This is a genomic window from Streptomyces sp. Ru72 (genome assembly GCF_002920635.1).
Classification (GTDB): domain Bacteria; phylum Actinomycetota; class Actinomycetes; order Streptomycetales; family Streptomycetaceae; genus Streptomyces.
Genome location: NZ_PQSR01000003.1, coordinates 34,037 through 52,899 on the forward strand (window position 1 = coordinate 34,037; position 18,863 = coordinate 52,899).

General features: G+C 70.4%; 12 protein-coding genes, 1 tRNA gene and 3 pseudogenes. 5 read left to right on the top strand and 11 right to left on the bottom strand.

The window, feature by feature from the left end; genetic code table 11:
• Positions 1 to 169: 169 nt before the first annotated feature.
• The 4 genes and pseudogenes from C3488_RS02365 to C3488_RS02380 all read right to left on the bottom strand — a co-directional run bounded on the left by C3488_RS02365 (position 170) and on the right by C3488_RS02380 (position 3,822).
• On the bottom strand, positions 170 to 1,150 hold the full coding sequence (locus tag C3488_RS02365; RefSeq protein WP_103837606.1) for a ribose-phosphate diphosphokinase: 981 nt from the start codon (positions 1,148 to 1,150) through the stop codon (positions 170 to 172).
• Positions 1,151 to 1,296: 146 nt separating this feature from the next.
• On the bottom strand, positions 1,297 to 2,742 hold the full coding sequence (gene glmU / locus C3488_RS02370; RefSeq protein ID WP_103837696.1) for a bifunctional UDP-N-acetylglucosamine diphosphorylase/glucosamine-1-phosphate N-acetyltransferase GlmU: 1,446 nt from the start codon (positions 2,740 to 2,742) through the stop codon (positions 1,297 to 1,299).
• Positions 2,743 to 2,865: 123 nt separating this feature from the next.
• Positions 2,866 to 2,939 (bottom strand) — tRNA-Gln (locus C3488_RS02375).
• Positions 2,940 to 2,950: 11 nt separating this feature from the next.
• A pseudogene (locus C3488_RS02380) lies at positions 2,951 to 3,822 on the bottom strand (helix-turn-helix domain-containing protein).
• A gap of 167 nt (positions 3,823 to 3,989) precedes the next feature.
• Here C3488_RS02380 and C3488_RS02385 point away from each other — a divergent pair.
• Positions 3,990 to 5,309: a sensor histidine kinase gene (locus C3488_RS02385; protein WP_103837607.1), complete on the top strand. Its 1,320-nt coding sequence runs from the start codon at positions 3,990 to 3,992 to the stop codon at positions 5,307 to 5,309.
• A gap of 18 nt (positions 5,310 to 5,327) precedes the next feature.
• On the opposite strand, the gene C3488_RS02390 is transcribed toward C3488_RS02385, so the two are convergent.
• Both C3488_RS02390 and C3488_RS02395 read right to left on the bottom strand, forming a co-directional pair.
• Positions 5,328 to 5,822: an SUKH-3 domain-containing protein gene (locus C3488_RS02390; RefSeq protein WP_103837608.1), complete on the bottom strand. Its 495-nt coding sequence runs from the start codon at positions 5,820 to 5,822 to the stop codon at positions 5,328 to 5,330.
• Positions 5,823 to 5,847: 25 nt separating this feature from the next.
• A pseudogene (locus C3488_RS02395) lies at positions 5,848 to 6,347 on the bottom strand (YwqJ-related putative deaminase).
• Between the two features lie 263 nt (positions 6,348 to 6,610).
• Here C3488_RS02395 and C3488_RS02400 point away from each other — a divergent pair.
• From C3488_RS02400 to C3488_RS39905, 3 genes are all read left to right on the top strand, one after another.
• Positions 6,611 to 7,648, top strand: coding sequence for an SMI1/KNR4 family protein (locus tag C3488_RS02400; protein WP_181138849.1), 1,038 nt, complete (start codon positions 6,611 to 6,613; stop codon positions 7,646 to 7,648).
• 9 nt (positions 7,649 to 7,657) lie between these two features.
• Positions 7,658 to 10,324, top strand: a complete 2,667-nt coding sequence (locus tag C3488_RS02405; protein ID WP_103837609.1) for an SUKH-4 family immunity protein — start codon at positions 7,658 to 7,660, stop codon at positions 10,322 to 10,324.
• 204 nt (positions 10,325 to 10,528) lie between these two features.
• Positions 10,529 to 11,413, top strand: coding sequence for a DivIVA domain-containing protein (locus tag C3488_RS39905; protein WP_107528737.1), 885 nt, complete (start codon positions 10,529 to 10,531; stop codon positions 11,411 to 11,413).
• A gap of 37 nt (positions 11,414 to 11,450) precedes the next feature.
• Here the strand turns inward: C3488_RS39905 and C3488_RS02415 are convergent, their stop codons facing one another.
• On the bottom strand, positions 11,451 to 13,088 hold the full coding sequence (locus C3488_RS02415) for a cation acetate symporter (RefSeq protein ID WP_103837610.1): 1,638 nt from the start codon (positions 13,086 to 13,088) through the stop codon (positions 11,451 to 11,453).
• Positions 13,085 to 13,537, bottom strand: coding sequence for a DUF485 domain-containing protein (locus tag C3488_RS02420; RefSeq protein ID WP_103837611.1), 453 nt, complete (start codon positions 13,535 to 13,537; stop codon positions 13,085 to 13,087). The genes C3488_RS02415 and C3488_RS02420 overlap by 4 nt, the downstream gene beginning before the upstream one ends.
• 214 nt (positions 13,538 to 13,751) lie before the next feature.
• Between C3488_RS02420 and C3488_RS02425 the strand changes: the two genes are divergently transcribed.
• Complete coding sequence (locus tag C3488_RS02425; protein ID WP_103837612.1) at positions 13,752 to 14,051, top strand: YciI family protein; 300 nt, start codon at positions 13,752 to 13,754, stop codon at positions 14,049 to 14,051.
• Between the two features lie 215 nt (positions 14,052 to 14,266).
• Here C3488_RS02425 and C3488_RS02430 read toward each other — a convergent pair whose 3' ends face one another.
• From C3488_RS02430 to C3488_RS02440, 3 genes and pseudogenes are all read right to left on the bottom strand, one after another.
• Positions 14,267 to 16,225, bottom strand: a complete 1,959-nt coding sequence (locus tag C3488_RS02430) for a ricin-type beta-trefoil lectin domain protein (protein WP_103837613.1) — start codon at positions 16,223 to 16,225, stop codon at positions 14,267 to 14,269.
• A gap of 96 nt (positions 16,226 to 16,321) precedes the next feature.
• A pseudogene (locus C3488_RS02435) lies at positions 16,322 to 16,886 on the bottom strand (GNAT family N-acetyltransferase).
• A 19-nt stretch (positions 16,887 to 16,905) separates the two neighbouring features.
• Entirely contained in the window at positions 16,906 to 18,408 is a 1,503-nt protein-coding gene (locus C3488_RS02440) for an MFS transporter (protein ID WP_374955392.1), read from the bottom strand.
• Between the last annotated feature and the right edge of the window lie 455 nt (positions 18,409 to 18,863).

An 18,863-nucleotide genomic window follows, 5' to 3' on the forward strand; every position in this document is an offset into this window, starting at 1 on the left:
CGGTCGGGGTCACCCGGCCACGAACGGCCTGCTACGAAGAGCGCGTCGATAACGGACCGCCGCAATCGAAAAACGAGTGCGGCCTCCCTCGCCGAGCAACTGCAGCAGTTTACTCGCACAAGGAGGCCGCACCCAAAACGATCACCACCAGCCCCAAGGCCGGCAGCTCCTACTGCTCGTCGAACAGGCTCGTCACCGAACCGTCCTCGAACACCTCACGCACCGCACTCGCGATCGTCGGAGCGATCGACAACACCGTGATCTTGTCCAGGTCCCGGCCCAGCTCACCCGGCGTCGGCAGCGTGTCCGTGAAAACGAACTCACTCACCCGCGAGTTCTTCAGACGGTCCGCCGCAGGACCCGACAGCACACCGTGCGTCGCCGTCACGATGACATCCTCCGCACCGTGCGCGAACAACGCGTCCGCCGCCGCACAGATCGTGCCACCCGTGTCGATCATGTCGTCGACCAGGACACACACCCGGCCCTCGACCTCACCCACGACCTCGTGCACCGTCACCTGGTTCGCGACATCCTTGTCCCGCCGCTTGTGCACGATCGCCAGCGGCGCACCCAGCCGGTCGCACCAGCGGTCCGCGACCCGCACCCGGCCGGCATCCGGCGACACCACGGTCAGCTTGTCCCGGTCCACCTTCCCGCCCACGTAGTCCGCCAGCAGCGGCAGCGCGAACAGGTGATCCACCGGACCGTCGAAGAAACCCTGGATCTGGTCCGTGTGCAGGTCCACCGTCAGGATCCGGTCCGCACCCGCCGTCTTCATCAGATCAGCGATCAGACGCGCCGAAATCGGTTCACGCCCCCGGTGCTTCTTGTCCTGCCGCGCGTAACCGTAGAAAGGCACGATCACGGTGATGGAACGCGCCGACGCACGCTTCAGCGCGTCGATCATGATCAACTGCTCCATGATCCACTTGTTGATCGGAGCCGTATGGCTCTGGATCAGGAAGCAGTCGGCACCCCGCGCCGACTCCTGATAACGCACATAGATCTCACCGTTCGCGAAGTCGAAGGCCTTCGTCGGGACAACCCCGACACCCAGCTGCTGGGCGACCTCCTCGGCAAGCTCGGGGTGGGCGCGGCCGGAGAAGAACATCAACTTCTTCAGGCCGGTCGTCTTGATCCCGGTCACGACACTGTCTCCTCAGAGGTCATAACTCAGCTGGGCATCCAGAAGCCGCCACAGCCACAACGGCTGGAAACGGACGACCGTCTCAGCTGGTGGGGTGCGGGTGTGCACTTATCACGGTACGCCGTCACAGACGCACCTGATTCCGGTCAGCCCTCACCATCCGACTCCCGGGAAGCCGCCTCAGCCGCCTTCGCAGCCGCACTCCCCGGACGCTTACGAGCCACCCAACCCTCGATATTCCGCTGCTGACCACGGGCCACAGCCAGCGAACCGGGCGGCACATCCTTCGTGATCACAGAACCGGCCGCGGTGTACGCGCCGTCCCCGACCGTGACAGGAGCCACAAACATGTTGTCCGAACCGGTACGGCAATGGGACCCCACCGTCGTGTGGTGTTTGTCCTGTCCGTCATAGTTCACGAAGACACTCGCGGCACCGATGTTCGTGTACTCACCGATCGTCGCATCACCGACATACGACAGATGCGGAACCTTCGTCCCCTCACCGATCGACGCGTTCTTCGTCTCCACGTACGTACCGACCTTCGACTTCAGCCCAAGACGCGTGCCCGGGCGAAGGTAGGCGTACGGACCGACGGAAGCCTGCGGCCCGACCACCGCGCCGTCGGACACCGTGTTGTCCACCCGCGCCCCCGCACCGACCTCCGTGTCCCGCAACCGCGCGTTCGGGCCGACCTCCGCACCCTCACCGACGTGCGTCGAACCCAGAAGCTGCGTACCCGGGTGCACGACGGCGTCCTGCCCGAAAGTCACGGTGACGTCGACCCAGGTCGTCGCCGGATCGACCACAGTCACCCCCGACAGCATCGCAGCCGTCAGCAGCCGGTCGTTGAGGATCCGGCGCGCCTCGGAGAGCTGCACCCGGTTGTTGATGCCGGCGATCTCACGATCATCGGCGGCAACACACGCCCCCACCCGATGCCCGGCCCCCCGCAGAATCCCCAGCACATCCGTCAGGTACTCCTCACCCTGACTGTTGTCCGTCCGGACCTGCTTCAGCGCCTCGGCCAGCAACCGGCCGTCGAAAGCGAACACACCCGAGTTGATCTCACGAATCGCCCGCTGCGTGTCACTCGCGTCCTTGTGCTCGACGATCGCGGTGACGGCACCCGAGTCGTCCCGCACGATCCGGCCGTAGCCCGTCGCATCCGGGACCTCGGCCGTCAGCACGGTGACGGCGTTGCCGTCCTCACCATGGGTCGCGGCCAGCCGCCGCAGCGTCTCACCGGTCAGCAGCGGCGTGTCACCGCACACGACCACCACGGTCCCCTCGACGGACCCGCCCAGCTCCTCAAGAGCCATCCGCACGGCGTGCCCCGTACCGTTCTGCTCGGCCTGCACGGCCGTACGGACATCCGGGTCGATCTCGGCCAGGTGCGCGGAGACCTGCTCCCGGGCATGGCCCACGACGACGACGAGATTCTCGGGCTTCAACTCGCGCGCGGAGGCGAGCACATGCCCGACGAGGGAACGACCGCAGATCTCGTGCAGGACCTTGGGTGTGGCCGACTTCATACGGGTGCCCTCACCCGCTGCAAGAACAACGACGGCGGCCGGGCGGTTGGCGCTCACGGGGATGCCCTTCGGCTTCAAGGGTGGGGTGGACATCCGCAGGATACCGGGGCGTTTCTCGGGGGACATGCGAGCGGGCCCTGACTGGGGCAGTCAGGGCCCGAACCGAGGTCTTGTGTGCTGTGGCTCCCGGAGAAGGATTCGAACCCTCATTCAACGGACCAAAACCGTTTGTCCTACCCTTAGACGATCCGGGATAGTTTGCACGCTATGTCCGATTTTGCTGATCGGCGTCGCGTGCGGACTCCACTATGCCGTACCAGGAGCCTTCGATGCGACGGTACAAGTCGGCGCCCTTCAGGACTTTGATCACTAGGCAACCTCGGTAGTTGTCGCCGGTGTTCTTGCGCATCGTCTTGGGGTTGTGCTTCTGAGGGTTGTCTTGTTAAAGGCGGAGCGGTCGGCACCCACGAGGTCGGCCCAGTAGGTCTCGGCGCCTGAGACGTCAGCGCTCTCGTGGATCATCACGGTGTACCGCAGGCGCTCGCGCTCGACTCCGAGCAGGTCGAGCCAGGCGAGGAAGACCTTGATCATGCCCGGATCGCTGTTCACGAAGGTGACTTGCTCGCGGCGGTCGTACGGCTTGTCCTTGCCGCCCTCGGCCCAATAGAGGCTCACGCCCACCAGGAACAGCTCCCGGGCCGACAGGCTGCCGATCGCCTGCTTGGCCGCATCCTTGGTTCGCTGCCGTTCCTCGTCGCGAATACGGAGCTTCGCCTCCCAGCCGCGCCGGGCGATTGCGGCGGCCTGTTCGGGGCTGCGCCTGCGCTCCGGCCTCGGCAGATCTCGCACCCAAAGCGACACCGAGCTCCGAGAGCACCCCAGCTCCGCCTCGATCTGGTCGTACGTCCAGCCCTGGAGCCGTAGCTCTCGCGCCCTCGCGCGCAGGTCGTCCTTGGCGCGGGGGCGCTTCGTCCATTCCGGTGGTGGCTCTCCCTTCACCAGCTGGTTGAGGATGTCGTTGTTGAAGATCTTCAGCTCGTCGCGGATCTGCCGGAGGCTGTAGCCGCCGCGCCGTAGCGCCACCGCCCGCTCCCGTAGCCCCTCGAAGTCCGCGTACTTGCCGTGTGTGTGTGCCATGGGCATAACCTCTGGGCGGAATCCGTCCTTCCGGGGTCGAACGGTGTGCGAATCAGCAGTTCGAGGGATTCCGGGGCGTTTCGCTTCTGTTCGGTTACGGAGTGTGGTGTGGCGCAGTCGTGGAAACTCGCCGGAAAAGGCGTGCGGGGCGCCCGTAGGCTGGGGCCATGACCACGTCGGGGGAAGTGCACAGCGCGGCCGGGGGGCCGTGGTGGTGGGTGCGGTGGCGTAGTGCCGTGCTCGATGTCGGGCTCGCGGTGGTGTCCGCCGTGGAGTGTGCGGTGGAGGGGCTTCAGTTCTCGCGCGATGCCGGGTTGCCGGCGCCGGTGGGGATGGTGTTCGGGCTGTTCGCGGGGCTGACGCTGTTGTTGCGGCGGCGGTGGCCCGTTGCCGTCGTGCTGGTGAGCATCGCCGTCACGCCGGCGCAGATGGGGTTCCTGATGGGGCTCGTCGGGTTGTACACCCTTGCGGCTTCGGAGTTGCCTCGGCGGATCATCGGTGCGTTGGCGGGGATGTCGTTCGTGGGGATGTTCGTCGTCACGTATGTGCGGGCGCATCAGGGGATGGTTCGGGGGGATCTGTCCATCGCTGGTGGGTTCATCCCGTTTCTGTCGGTCACGACCGCACTCGGTATGACCGCCCCTCCGGTGCTTCTCGGTCTGTATGTCGGTGCCCGGCGGCGGCTGATGGAGAGCTTGCGGGAGCGGGCGGATTCGCTGGAGCGGGAGCTGATGCTGCTCGCGGAGCGGGCGGAGGAGCGGGCGGAGTGGGCGCGGAGCGAGGAGCGGACGCGGATCGCGCGGGAGATGCATGACGTCGTCGCGCATCGGGTGAGTCTGATGGTGGTGCATGCGGCGGCGCTTCAGGCTGTGGCGCGCAAGGATCCGGAGAAGGCGGTGAGGAACGCCGCCCTGGTCGGGGACATGGGGCGGCAGGCGCTGACGGAGTTGCGGCAGATGCTGGGTGTGCTGCGGAGCGGGGACGGGGCTGTGGCGCGGCCTGCTCGGGCTGCTGTGTCTCTTGCGGCGGTGGGGGTGGCGGCTGCCGCCGCGGCGTCTCCGGTGGCTGAGCCGGAGTCCTCCGAGGGGCCGTGTCTCGCCGAGTTGGAGGAGTTGATCGGGCAGTCCGCCGCGGCCGGCATGGTGGTGGATCTGTCGGTGGAGGGGGAGGTGCGGTCGTATGCGCCGGAGGTGGAGCAGACGGCGTACCGGGTGGTGCAGGAGGCGTTGACGAACGTCCACAAGCATGCGGCGGGGGCGAAGACGCATGTGCGGTTGGCGCATCGCAGTGCGGAGATCGCGATGCAGGTGGAGAACGAGCCGCCGCCGGAGCCGGGTGCGGTGGGGGCGGCGCGGTTGCCGAGTGGGGGCAATGGTCTGCTGGGGATGAAGGAGCGGGTCGGTGCGCTGGGTGGGGTGTTCGTGTCGGGGCCGACGGATGCCGGTGGGTTCCGGGTGTCGGCGGTGATTCCGGCGGAGGTGGCGTGACCTGGTCGTTGCTCTCTGTCACCCGGCGGTGAGTCGTACGGGTTCGATTCCTGTCAGCAGGCTGGTGAGGCCGTGGTCGATGTCGGGGCCGAGGTACCAGTCGCCGGTGTGGTCGAGGGCGTAGACGCGGCCTTCGGTGTCGATGGCGATGAGGGTGTGGCTGTCGGTTTCCTCGCCGAGGGGGCTGACTTCGGTGTCGAGGGCGCGGCCGAGGTCGCCGAGGGTGCGGGCCATGTGGAGGCCGTGCAGGGGGTCGAGGTGGAGGGCGGCGGGGGCGAGTTGGCGGCCGGGGCCGTGGGGGGTGATGTGGAGGCCGCCGAATTCGGCCCAGGCTTCGACGGCGGCGGGGAAGACGGCGTGCCGGTGGCCTGCGGGTGAGGTGTGGCTGCGGAGGGTGTCGGCCCAGATTTCCGCTTGCTTTATGTCCCAGCGGCCTGGTTGCCAGCCTGCGGCGCGTAGTGCGGCGTCGACGGGGACGGAGAAGCGGGTGGTGGAGGTGCGGTCGGCGTGCATCTGTTCTTCGTTCGTCGGTGGGGTGTCAGTCCTGCGTGGTGGGGTCGATGATGCGGACGCCGAAGTGGGCGCTGAGTGCGGTGCAGGTGCGGCAGGGTGGGGCGAAGCTGCCGTGGAGGGGGTCGCCGTCCTCGCGGATGCGGCGGGCGGTGAGTTTGGCGTGTTTGAGGGCTTTGCGGGCTTCGCCGTTGGTCATGGGTTTGCGGGCGGCGCGTTTGCTGCGGGCGGCGTCGGCGGCGGTGATGTGGCGGGAGATGAGGATGGTTTCGGCGCAGCGTCCGGTGTAGCGGTCGCGTTGGCTGCTGGTGAGGGCGTCGAGGAAGTCCTGGACGAGGGGGTGCAGGGCGGGGGGTTGGTCGCCGCGGGCGGCGGTGCCGGTGAGGGTGGCGCCGCGGACGGAGAGGGCGGCGGCGACGGTGGGGAGGATGCCGTCGCGGCGGTGGCGGAGGGTGGGGCGGGGGGCGTGTCGGTGGTGCTCCAGCCGATGCGCGGGTCGCCGGACGTGTCTGTCGGTGCCGTGTTCATGATCGTCTTTCCCCTCCGTGCATCCCCCCGGTGGGGACACAGACTGCCAAATGCCGTGGCGGGTGCGGAAGCTGGGGCGCTGTGACACGCCCGGGTCGGGTCGTTCGGTGACGGTGGGGTGACGGCTGGTCATGTGGGGGGTGGCGGGCGGGCGGTGGGGGAGCGGTGGGCCGGTGACCGGTGTCGTCGTACCGCATAGGCTGTCGGGGTCCGCCGATCCGTATCGCCGTACAGGCCAGATGAGAAAGCCGCAGGGGGCAACCGTGACGACAGGTCGGCTCGGGCTGGGGGCACCGCCCAGCCGCCAGGCTGGGGGACAGGCCGCGCCGCCGAACGCGGCGTACGCCGGTCAGGTCGTGCACTTTCCGGACCCGGTGAGGGCGGCTCGGCATCCGAGGGGGGTGCGGGTCGACGAGTACGGTTATCCGGATTTCTCGCCGTATGCCCGTGCGGCCGCTGAGATCGCGGATCCGCCGGAGGGTTTCGGTGTCGATGAGTTGCGGCTGACGGACTATGTGTCGGCGAACGCGGCGTTGGCGGCGTCGGGGCACGAGTTGTGGGACACGGTCGCGTCGGTGGCGACGCCGCACGGTTGGACGTGGCATCACGTGCGCGGTTCGCGGCGGCTGGAGTTGGTTCCGGTCGAGGTGAAGGCGCTGCTGCGGCACCACGGGGGGATCGCGACGGCGAGGGTGGATCAGGGCAAGCGGGGGACGCGGCCGTTGCAGGAGACGCGGCCGGCGCATTTCGGGTTGCCGAAGTCGTCGGTGGCGGTGACGGAGTCGCAGGTGCAGGGGGTCGAGGAGGACCTGGGGTATCGGCTGCCGGGTGCGTATCGGTCGTTCCTGAAGGCGGCGGGTGGTTGTGCGCCGGTGGGTGCGGCGCTGGACGCGGGTCTGGGGCTGCTGGTGGACCAGCCGTTCTTCACGGTGCGGGACGAGGCGGCGGTCAATGACCTGGTGTATGTGAACAAGTGTCTGCGTGACCATCTGACGAAGGACTATCTGGGCGTCGCTTTCGTGCAGGGCGGGTTGCTGGCCGTGAAGGTGAAGGGTGACCGGATCGGTTCGGTGTGGTTCTGCGCGTACGACGACGCGCGGGATGTGGACTCGTCGTGGACGCCTGCGGAGCGGGTGGAGCGGTTGTTGCTGCCGTGCGGTGACGACTTCGACCAGTTCCTGGGGCGGCTCGCGGGTGATCCGCCGGAGTTGGAGACCGTGGCGAATCTGATGGTGGACGGTGGGTTCGCGCGTGCGGTGCCGGTGTCGTCGGCGCCGTCGGCGTCTTCGGTGGGGGAGTGAGTTCGGGCGATGGTGACGTTCGCGCAGGCGCAGGAGCGCGCGGAAGAGTGGATCAACGGGGATGTTCCGGCGTATCTGCATCGTGAGGTGCGGGTGCGGGAGTTCGAGCTCGGGTTCGTGGTGTGGGCGGAGGACCGGGAAGGGGGGCCGCGTTCGGACGGGGGCGCTCAGCGGCTGGTGATCGCCCGGGACAGCGGTGAGGCGACGTTGTGGCCGGGGCTGCCGGTGGGTGAGGTGATCCGCCGGTACGAGGAGGAGTACGGGACGCGGGACGCGGAGGTGCCCGCGGCCGCGGCGCCTGGGGCCCGGGTGGATCTGAACCAGACGTCGTTCCTGTTGACGCCGCCGGAGTGGCTCCAGGAGGCGGCGGACAGGAGGGCGGTTCCGGAGGGCCGGACGTCCGGTGACGGTGCGTCGGACGGGGCGGGTTCGCGTCCGGCCGCTGCGGCTTCTTCGGGTGCGTCGGGTACGGCGTGGCCTGCGGCCGGTGGTGGCGGGGAGGTGCGGGGTGCGTCCGCGGGGGATACGCCGTGGGCGGGGACCGACACGAACGCGGAGGCGGGCGAGGACCGTTCGGTGCCGCTGCCGGAGACGGTGTTCGCGCCGCCGTTGAGCGACTCGGACGAAGGGGCCGCGCCGCCGGACGTGAAGGCGGCGACGGTGTCGGGCGGTGCGCCGCAGGATGCTCCGCAGGTTCCGGGTGCGTCGGGTGCACCGGCGGGTGCTTCTGGGGCACCGGCGTACGGCTACCCGCAGCCTTCCGGTGGTGTGCCGGGTACTTCGCGGGCGCCGGGCGTTCCGTCGTACGGCTATCCGCAGGCTCCGGGCACGCCTGCGCCGGGCGCGCCTGAGGCTCCCGCGCCGAACGCCGCGGACATCGCGGACGCCGCGACCAGCAAGGCGGCGCCTCCTCGGACTGTGCGGGCCGGTGGTCCGCCCCATCCGCCGGGCGCGCCCGGGGTTCCGGGTGCGCGGCCGGGCGCCACGCCTGCGCCGCCTCCCCCGCCGCCGCCCGCACCGGGCGCTTCGGCGGGCGGGTATGTGCCGACGCAGCTCGTCTCGCAGCTCGGCCCGGACGGGCCCGGGGGCGCGGCGGGTCCCGGCATGCCTCCGCCGCCTCCGCCGGGAACCCCGCCGCAGGGCGGCCCCCAGGCGCCGGGTGTGCCGAACCCTCCGGGGGTGCCGAGTGCTCCTGGAACGCCGACTCCTGCGGGTCCGCCCCCGGGCGGTGTGCACCACGCGGCCACCATGCTCGCGGACCCGCACCGGCCCGGCCCCGGTGCTCCGGACGTCCCCAATCCCTCGGGCGTGCCGAGCCCTTCGGCTCTGCCCGCGGCTCCGGGGCAGCCCGGTGCTCCGGTACAGCCGGCGGCTGCCGGACGGCCCGGTGTCCCCGGCGCGCCGAACCCGCCGGGTGCTTCGCAGCCGCCGGGCGTCCCCGGTGCCGTTCATCACGCCGAGACCATGCTGGCCGGGCCGCCGGCCGCAGTCCCCGGTGCGCCCCCGCCGCCGCCCCCGGGTGTCCCCGGCATGCCTCCGGGTGCCCCGCAGCCTCCGGGACAGCCGGTGCCCGGACCGCCTGTGCCCGGACCGCCTGTGCCCGGACCGCCTGTGCCCGGACCGCCGGTGCCGGGGCAGCAGCCGCCGCCTGGGCAGCCCACCCCCGGTGCGCAGCCGTCGTACGGTTATCCGCCGCAGGGCCCGCCGACCGTCGGCCCCGGCTACCAGGCCGTGCTGCGCTACCGCGCGCAGGACGGTTCCGAGCAGCAGCTGATCCGGCGTTCGGCGCCGGGCATGCCGCACCCGGAGTGGCAGATCTTCCATGAGCTGCGTGCCATGAACGTGCCGCCGGACCAGGTGCTGGAGCTGCACACGGAGCTGGAGTCGTGCGAGCTGCCGGGTGCGTACTGTGCGCGGATGATCCGGGAGAACTGGCCGCAGGCGCGGATCACCAGCATCGCCCCGTACGGCACCGATCACGCCTCCCGCCAGCAGGGCATGCGGCAACTGCTGGCGCACCAGGGCGAGTTGCACCAGGTGGCGGACGGTCCGGCGCGTCCGGGGCCGGTGCGTGCGCCGCTGCCCGCGGTGCAGCCCGCGCCGCCTCTCCCGCCGGAGGGCGTCGCGCAGGAGCTGGCGGGTTCCTTCGGTCCGGGGATCTTCCGGTTCGAGCAGGCCGCGGTGTCCCGGCAGGGGGTGCCGCCGATCGTGGCGCACACCCTGGTGGTGGCGGGACTGCCGTTCGACATGGGCCCGTTCTTCTGGGCGCAGGCCCAGCCCGGCCGTCCGGTGCCGACGCTGGCGGAGCTGGCGCAGGAGCGCGGGGTGCAGCCGGCCCCGGACGCGGGCTCGTACCTGGTCATGGGCAGCGACTTCGGCAAGGCGATCTGTGTGCAGTACGGGACGGCGAACATCGTCGCGGTGCCCGTGGAGGCGGGGCCGGGCGGTGCTTCCGTGCCGCCGCAGTTCGTGAACACGGGCCTGCCCGAGTTCGTTCGGGCGCTGGCCCTGCTCGGCCGGATGTGGCGGCTGCGCTACGGCCTCAACCAGGAGCAGGCGGGCCGCTGGACGGTGGACTTCCAGGCGCAGCTGGCGTCGCTGGACCCGGCGGCGCTGGCTTCGCCGGAGAGCTGGTGGTCGGTGTTGCTGGAGCAGATGTGGGACGGGTTGCTGTGAGGTCGTCTCGAACAACCCTTTGCTGACGCTCCATCAGGTTTGGGCCCGCTCGTACGGACGACCGGGCCCGGCCGCTTTTTCGGGTGGTCTTCGGGGCGATCCGTTGCTTGTGCGTGGAGTGTCGCGTTATGAACACTTCTGACTGATCCATCAAGATGTGCGCAAAATCATCGATTCGTGGGTCAGCTGGAGAGGGGTTCCACGATGAGCAGCGCATCGAGGTCGCCGTACGGCTTCGTGTCCGTGCGGCGCGGCTACCGTCCCGACCAGGTCGACGCCTACACCTCGGCCCTCTCACGGGAACGGGACGCAGCCTGGGAGCGGGCCGCCAGGCTGACGGTGCTGGCCAAGGAGATGGAGGCCGGCCTGCTGCGGCTGCGGGAGAGGGTGGCGCAGCTTCCCGCGCAGACCTATGAGGGCCTGGGCGATCGGGCCGGCCGGCTGTTCGACCTGGCGCGGGAGGAGGCCGAGGTCCTGCGGGAGGAGGCACGGCAGGACGCCGGGCGTGTGCTCGCGCAGGCGGAGCAGGAGGCGCGGCGGGTGCGGGACGAGGCGCAGGCGTACGCGGACGAGGTGCGCGGTGAGGCCGAGGAGCGGGTCCGCATCCGGTTGCTGGCGGCGAGGGCCGAGGCCGACGACGTACGGATCACGGCGCGGCGTGAGGTGAAGCAGGGGCGCGGGGAGGCGTTGGCCGCGCTGCGTGAGGTGCGGCAGCGCACGGCGGCGCTGCTCGCCGAGCAGGAGCGGGAGCACGCCGAGCGCTGCGCGGACGAGGAGCGGGTGGCGGCCGAGCGGGTCGCGGAGGCCGAGGCGTGGGAGGCGGAGCGGGTGGCGCGCGCGGAGGCCGCGCTGGCGGAGGCGCAGCGGGCGCTGGCGGAGGCCGAGGAGTCGGCCCGGCAGGTGCAGCGGGACGCCCAGGCGCGCGCGGCCGAGCTGGTCGCGGAGGCGCGGCTGCGGGAGGACCGTATCGCCCGGGAGACGGAACGGGTGCTGCGGGAGCACGGCGAGGTCTGGGACTGTGTGCAGGCCCAGATGGACCATGTGCGCAACAGCCTGGCCATGCTGACGGGCCGGGCTCCCGCGGAGTAGACGGCCCCTGCGGCCTCCGTGCGCGCCCGGCCGTTCGTCAGCCGCTCCTGCGGGTGGCCCCCGCCAGGATCCAGCCTTCGACCGCCTCGTACTGCCGGCGCTGCTCGGCGGCCTGACCGCGGCCGGAGGCGAGCGTGCCCAGCCAGCCGTAGGCGAAGCCGAGCGGGATGGAGAGGAGGCCGGTAGTGGTGAACGGGAACCAGTTGAAGTCGGCCTCGGGGAAGGCCGCGGCGGGGGAGCCGGAGACGAGGCTGGTGCCGGTCATGAGCACGAGCGTGGTCAGGGTGCCGCCGATCAGCGTCCACAGCAGGCCGGTTCGGGTGTAGCGGCGCCAAAAGAGGCTGTACACCAGGGCCGGTGCGATCGAGGACGCGCCGATGCAGAAAGAGAGCGTGGCCAGCGGCTGCAGGCTGCGGTGCTGTACGAGGGTGGCGAGCAGGATCGCCACCGCGCCCACCGCCATCGCCGACAGGCGTGCCGTGGTCATCTCGCGTCGCGGGGGCGTCTCGTGCCTCAAGGCGGCGAAGACGTCGTGGGCGAGGGAGTTGGCGCAGGCGAGGATCATTCCGGCCACGGAGGCGAGGAGGGTCAGGAAGATCGCCGCGGTGACCGCGGTGAACAGCAGTGTCGCTACGGTCGACACGTCCGTCCCGAACGCGGCCCGGGAGCCCAGCAGATAGGCCGTACGGCCCTGGGGGTCGGCCGCCGCGATGGTGGCGCGTCCGATCAGGGCGGTCGCGCCGAACCCGACGACCGTGATGACGGGCACGAACAGGGCCACCGACGGCACCGCCCAGGACATCGAGCGACGTACCTGCCGGGCACTGTTCGCCGTGTACATCCGCATGGTGATGTGCGGCAGGCAGGCGCCGCCGAGCACCACTGTGAGCTCAGAGCTGATCATGTCGAGGCGGGGTGCCGGGCCGCCCGCGAACTCCAGGCCCGAGTGGAGGAAGGCGGGGCCGACGCCGCTGTTCTTCGCGGCTGCTGCGAACAGCGCGCCCGGGTCCCAGTCGAAGCGGTGCAGGATGAGCCCGGCGACGACCAGTCCGGAGCCGAGCAGCATCACGATCTTCAGTATCTGGATAAGGGCCGTGCCCTTCATCCCGCCGATCGCCGCATAACTGATCATCAGCGCGCCGATTCCGATGATGCAGCCCGTCTTCAGGGCGTCGCTGGAGAAGCCGAGGATGAAGGCCAGCAGGTCGCCGGTCCCGGCGAGTTGTACGAGCATCAGCGGCAGCAGCGCGGCGATGGTCACGGCGCAGGCCGTGATGCGCACCGCCCGCCCGGGCATCCGCCGTGCCAGCACGTCACCCATGGTGAACCGGCCCGCGTTGCGCAGGGGCTCGGCCAGCAGGAACATCAGCAGCATCAGCGACAGTGCCGTGCTCAGTGCGAGGACGACACCGTCGTATCCGGTGAGGGCGATGATCCCGCCTGTGCTGAGTACGGTGGCGGCGGAGATGTAGTCGCCCGCGATGGCGAGGCCGTTGCGCATCGGGGACAGGGAGTTGTAGCCGGTGTAGAACTCGACGAGGTCGTCTCGGTCGGGTCCGGTCATCACGCACAGCAGGAGCGTGATCGTGGCGACCGTGGTGAACGCCACGAGTGACATGGCCTGTGCGGAGCTGCTGAATCCGGTGATGCCTCCCGGCAGGCTCGCCGCGGTCATCGTGCCGCCCCCCGCCCGGTGTCCGGTTCGGCCTGTCTGCGGATGCGGTCGGCGATCGGGTCGACGCCGTGGCGTGCCGTGTACTCGTACACGGCGATCGCGACGCAGGTGACGGGGAGTTGGAGCAGTCCGAGCAGCAGGCCCATGGTGAGGCCGCCGGAGACCGTGGCTGTCATGAAGGAGGGCGCGAACGCGGACAGCAGCAGGAACAGCACGAAGTAGCCGAGGGCGGTCAGGGTGGCCACGCGCCGCTGCCACCGGTAGGCGGTGCGCAGCAGACGCAGGTCGCTGTGGTGTCCGAGCGGCGGATGGGACGGCGTCCGTGGCCGGGCCGGTGGGGCGGGAGGCTGCTGCCAGGGGTACGTCGGATAGGTCGGGTACGAGGGTGGCGAGTGGTGCGGTGCTGAGTATTCGGGGGACGAGTGCCGCGGTATGAACGCGTCGGACATCCCGGTTCTCCTTGCGTGGCTCGGGTCCGGTGCGGCGGACCGCAGGGAGCGGGGGGTGAGCGACGCACGCTACTCGTGGGTTCCGGGCGGCGTGGGCTTTTCGGCAAACTGGCCGGTCGGTATGCGCTTACTACACCGACCTGTGACGTTACCCACGGTTACTTCAAGAGAGGTCGCCGCGGCAGGCCGGTGGGTGGCGGATAGGCTGGCGGGCGTGTTCGTACTGGAACTGACCTACACCGCCCCGCTCGAAGCGGTCGACGCCGTCATTCCGGCGCATGTGACCTGGCTGGACGAGCAGTACGCCGCAGGTGTCTTCCTCGCCTCCGGCCGCAAGGTCCCGCGTGACGGCGGGGTCATCCTCGCCGCCGGCGAGGACCGCGAGGAGATCGAGCGCCTGACGGCGACCGACCCGTTCGTGGCGGCGGGCGTGTGCGCGTACCGGATCACCGAGTTCCTGGCGACCAAGACGGCGCCCGCGCTGGCCGCGTACCGGCAGCGGCTGCCCTCCTGAGGCGCGATGCGCGGCGCCTGACGCACGTGGGCTACACTTGATCATGTACTGGCCGCCGGAACTCCCGGTGCCCGGTGGTGCGTTGGTGGTCCAAGGAAAGACGCCCCGCTTCCTGCGGGGAGATGCAGGTGCAAGGCCTGCCCGGCGCTCTGATGCGAACCCCCACTCCGCGGACTGCGGGGTGGGGGTTCGTCCTTCCTGTGCGTGGGCCCTCGTTACGCCGGGGTCCACTTCTGGTTGTCGCCGCCGTTGCAGGACCACAGGACGAGGTTCGTGCCGTTGGACGTGGCCGCGTTGTAGGCGTCCAGGCACAGGCCCGCGTTGACGTTCGTGATCGTGCCGTCCGAGTTGACGTTCCACTTCTGGTTGGTCTGGCCGTTGCAGTCCCAGATGACGGCCTTGGTGCCGTTGGAGGTGCCGGAGTTGTAGGCGTCCAGGCACTTGTTGCCGTACACGACCAGCTCCTTGCGGGAGGTGTACGTCCAGGACTGGTTCTGGCCGCCGTTGCAGTCCCACAGCTGGGCCTGGGTGCCGTTGGTGATGGTGTTGTTGTCGATGTCCAGGCAGCGGCCGGACTGCTTGCCGATGTACAGGGCGCCGTTCGCGCCGGGCAGCGGCCGGACCGTGATCGAGTCGAGGGTCGGAGCGCCGGAGAAGGCGAGGGTGTTGGCGGAGCCCTTCGACAAGGAGACGGCGACCGAGATCGTGCCGGGGCCGGCGCCGGTCGGCGGGAAGGAGACCGTCGTGGCGTTCTGGCCGTTGACCTGGAGCGTGGCCTTGCGGGCGGTCGAGGTGCTGTTGGTGTAGGAGACGTCGACGGTCTGCAGGCCGGTGCTCGCTGCGGCCACGCCGCTGAAGCCCGACGTGCCGGTGTAGGTGCTGCTCGCGGCCTCCGTGCCGCCGGTGACCGTGAGCATCACCGAGCCGCCGGCCGGAACGCTGGTGGTGTAACTCGTGCCGTACGAGCCGACGTTCTGCCGCGCCCACAGGTCACGGACGGTAGCGCTCGCGTTGGTCAGGCCGAGGTCGGACCAGCGGACGGTCATGTTCTGCGCGGTGGACGTGCGGTTGAGGAGGACGACGGCGCGGTTGCCGGTGCCGGACAGGACCTTGCCGTACACCTGGAGCCCGGTGGTGTCCTCGGCGACCTTGACGCCCTGGAGGCCGCGCGTGTCCTGGTCGACGGCGATGACCTCTGGGTTCTTGAGGATGTCGGCCGTCTCGGTGGTCATGGTCGCGAGGTTGTTGCCGGCGAGCAGCGGGGCGCCGGAGATGGCCCACAGGTTCATGTGGGTGCGGTTCTGGGCGGCGTTGAAGCCGTTCATGCCGACGATCAGCATGTCGGCGTCGTTGTAGTAGCCGGTGTGCTGGGCGGTGGGGTGCAGGTTCCTGTCGTAGTTGGTCAGGAGTCTGCTCATGGACGCCTGCTCGCCGTAGAAGATGATGTCGTCGTTGGTCCGCCACATCGCGCCCTGGCCCGGGGCCCAGTTCCACGTGTTCTGCCGGCCCCAGTTGCACAGCGACAGGGTCATCGGGCGGCCGGTGGTGGCCGTGGCCCTGCCGATCGCGTCGCTGATGGCCTGGTACGTCGACTTCGCGTCGAGTCCCTCCCTCTCACCGCCGCACCAGTCGACCTTGACGAAGTCGAAGCCCCACTTGGAGAACTGGAGGAAGTCCTGGTCGTAGTGGCCCTCGCTGCCGGAGCCGGGCGCGGCGGGGCGGCCGGTCGGGTAGTAATAGCCGCAGCCGTCCTTGCCGGCGTCGGTGTAGATGCCCGCCTTCAGGCCCTTGCTGTGAATGTAGTCGGCGATGGCCTTCATGCCGCCCGGCCACTCCGTCTCGTCGACGGTGATGGTGCCGGCGCTGTCGCGGGTGCCCTGCCACCAGCCCTCGTCGATGTTGATGTACTGGTAACCGGCCGCCGGCAGGCCCGCGGCGACGAACGCGTCGACCTGCTGCTTGATGACGTTGTAGTCGATCTTCGCGGCGAAGCTGTTCCAGGAGGCCCAGCCCATGGGGGCGGTGGGCACGGGGATCTGGCGGGGTGCGGTGGCCGCCGCGGCGGACGTGGGCTCGGCGAAGAGGAGGGCGGCCGTCGCGGTGAGGGCGAGGGCGAGGAGGCGTGCGGCGCGGGTTCTGGAGCGGTGGAGGAGGTGCCGTGGTGGGGGGAACATGCGGCTCCTAGCGTGATCGATGCGTCGAAATATCGAACGAGGATCGACAAACCGAACGTGATGGCGCGCCGAACGTAGAGCCGGGGGAGGAGGAAGTCAACGGGTGCGGCAGGAGCGGGACTTGTCGGTGGCTCCGGTTTCCTCCGTTCCGGTGCCGCCGGTGCCGCCGGTGCCGTGAGGAGCAGTAAGCGGGCGTCGGTAGCGGATGCCGGGGCGGCCGGCCACAACGGTGTCCCCGACCGCGGTGAAGCCGTTGCGTTCGAGGACGGTTCGGGACGCCGCGTTGTCGCAGGTGGTGACCGCGGCGAGGGCGGTGAGTCCGTACGCCGAGGCGGCCAGCCGGCACACTCCGCGACCGCGGCGCCGGCCGCACCCCGGCCGGCGGCGCGTTCGCCGATGCGGTAGGCGAGTTCGGCGCATCCGTCCTCGACGTCGACGAGGTTGACCCGGCCGATCAGGGACCCCTGCTCGTCCGTCACGACGTGGAAGTGGCACATACCGGCGTCCTGTTCGGCGAGGAGCGACCGGTGGCGGACGGCGAACTCGGCGAAGTACGCATCCCACGGTCCGACACGGTGCGGGTGAAGTACGCCCGGTTCTCCCGCTCGAAGGCCAGCAGGGCATCGGCGTGGTCGGCCCGCAGCCGCTCCGGCTTCACCATGGCCACACGGTGGGGCCGCTCAGTCCTTGAGCACGGGGAATTTCCGCGGGGCCACGAACAGCAGCACCAGGAACGCCGCCGCGGCCGCGCACGAAGCGCCCAGGTACACGGCGTGCACCGCGTCCGCGATCGCCCGGCGGGTCGCCTCCGGTGTGGTGCCCGCGTTCAGGCCACGCGTCACCGCGTCCAGATGGCCCGACCCGCCCAGGCGGGAGGCCAGGACCCCGTTGGCGACCGCGCCGAACACCGACGCCCCGATCGTCTGGCCGGTCTGACGGCAGAACAGGACGGACGCCGTCGTCGTCCCCCGCTCCGCCCAGCCGACCGTCGACTGCACACCCACGATCAGCGGCAGCTGGAACAGGCCCAGCGCGCCGCCCAGCAGGAGCATCAGGAGGGCCGGCTGCCAGGGCGAGCCGGGGTACGGCAGGAACGGGAACGCCAGCAGGAGCAGCGCGGCCAGGCCGATGCCCAGGATCGCCGTGTCGCGGAAGCCGATGCGCCGGTACACGTGCTGGCTGAGCGCTGCCGACACCGGCCAGCTGAGCGTCCACACGGAGAGGACGAACCCGGCCGCCACCGGGGCGAGACCGAGCACCGCCTGCGCGTACGTCGGCAGGAAGACCGACGGGGCCACCATCAGCAGCCCCAGCGCGCCGAGCGCCAGATTGACCGCGGCGATCGTACGGCGCCGCCACACCCACCCCGAGATGATCGGCTCGGCCGCCCGGCGCTCCACCGCCACCACCAGCGCGACCAGCGCGAGCCCCGTCCCGAACAGCGCCAGCGACGGCGCCGACAGCCACGGCCAGGCCACCCCGCCCTGCACCAGCGCCGTCAGCAGCACGCCCCCGCACGCGAACACCGCGAGGGCGCCCGCCCAGTCGATGCGGGGGCGCGGGCGCGACTCCCTGTTCGGCTCGTGCAGACGGCGGACGATCAGCCACAGCGCGACCATCCCGATCGGCAGGTTGAGCAGGAAGATCCACCGCCAGTCCGCGTAGGCGGCGAGCACCCCGCCGAGCCCCGGGCCCGCCACCGCGGACACGGCCCACACCGTGGACAGCTTCGCCTGGATCTTCGGGCGCTCCTTCAGCGGATACAGGTCGGCTGCGAGCGTCTGCACCGTGCCCTGCAGGGCGCCGCCGCCCAGGCCCTGCACGATGCGGAACGCGATCAGCGCGCCCATGCTCCAGGCGAGCGCGCACAACAGCGAGCCCAGCAGGAAGACGGAGGCGCCCGCGATCAGCACCGGCTTGCGGCCGAAGGTGTCGGACAGCTTGCCGTAGACGGGCAGCGTCACCGTCACGGCCAGCAGATAGCCGGAGAACAGCCACGAGAAGACGGAGAATCCGCCGAGGTCGCCCACGATCTGCGGTACGGCCGTCGAGACGATGGTCGCGTCCAGCGCGGCCAGCGCCATCGTCAGCATCAGCGCGGCGACGACGGCCCCGCGGTGCCGTGTCGCGTCCTGGGTGCGGCCGCCCGCGGCGGCCCGTATGTCCGTCTCCCCCTGGTCCACAGGAATCCTCTCCCGGTCGTTTCCCTGTGCACGTATCTGCCGTACGACACCCTCTCACTCGTGGCGCCCGCCTGGGGAGAGTTGACCCTCACGCGACGTCAGGGTGGACAGTGGGTGGGCCGACGGGTGGAGGCAAGCCCCGAGGCCGGTCCACCTCGAGGTGGAGGACCCCTAGGGGTTCCTCCGTATCGGGGCCCGGGGAGGGCTCGTCCCACCGGAGGACGAGAGGGACCGGGCCCGTTCCTTAGCCTGGCTTTACGCCGCTGGGGAGCGGTCGGGGCGCACGGGGGTCGCGCCGGCCGCACCAGAGGGGGTGGGGTTTTCCCCAGCGGAAGACGGGGCCGGGCACCAGCGCGCCGGCCCCTGGGCCGGCACCAGACTGACCGGCGTACTCATCACACCGATCGACACCGATCAGCGCACTCACGCGCATGTCATTCACTGATGGACAAAAG

What these genes read in the sequence shown, in the direction of transcription:
- C3488_RS02390 (WP_103837608.1), bottom strand. Translation starts at nt 5,822, where the DNA reads ATGCACGCCGACCGCACCTCCACCACCCGCTTCTCCGTCCCCGTCGAC.
- C3488_RS39905 (WP_107528737.1), top strand. Translation starts at nt 10,529, where the DNA reads ATGAGCAGCGCATCGAGGTCGCCGTACGGCTTCGTGTCCGTGCGGCGC.
- C3488_RS02385 (WP_103837607.1), top strand. Translation starts at nt 3,990, where the DNA reads ATGACCACGTCGGGGGAAGTGCACAGCGCGGCCGGGGGGCCGTGGTGG.
- C3488_RS02415 (WP_103837610.1), bottom strand. Translation starts at nt 13,088, where the DNA reads ATGACCGCGGCGAGCCTGCCGGGAGGCATCACCGGATTCAGCAGCTCC.
- C3488_RS02405 (WP_103837609.1), top strand. Translation starts at nt 7,658, where the DNA reads ATGGTGACGTTCGCGCAGGCGCAGGAGCGCGCGGAAGAGTGGATCAAC.
- C3488_RS02430 (WP_103837613.1), bottom strand. Translation starts at nt 16,225, where the DNA reads ATGTTCCCCCCACCACGGCACCTCCTCCACCGCTCCAGAACCCGCGCC.
- C3488_RS02420 (WP_103837611.1), bottom strand. Translation starts at nt 13,537, where the DNA reads ATGTCCGACGCGTTCATACCGCGGCACTCGTCCCCCGAATACTCAGCA.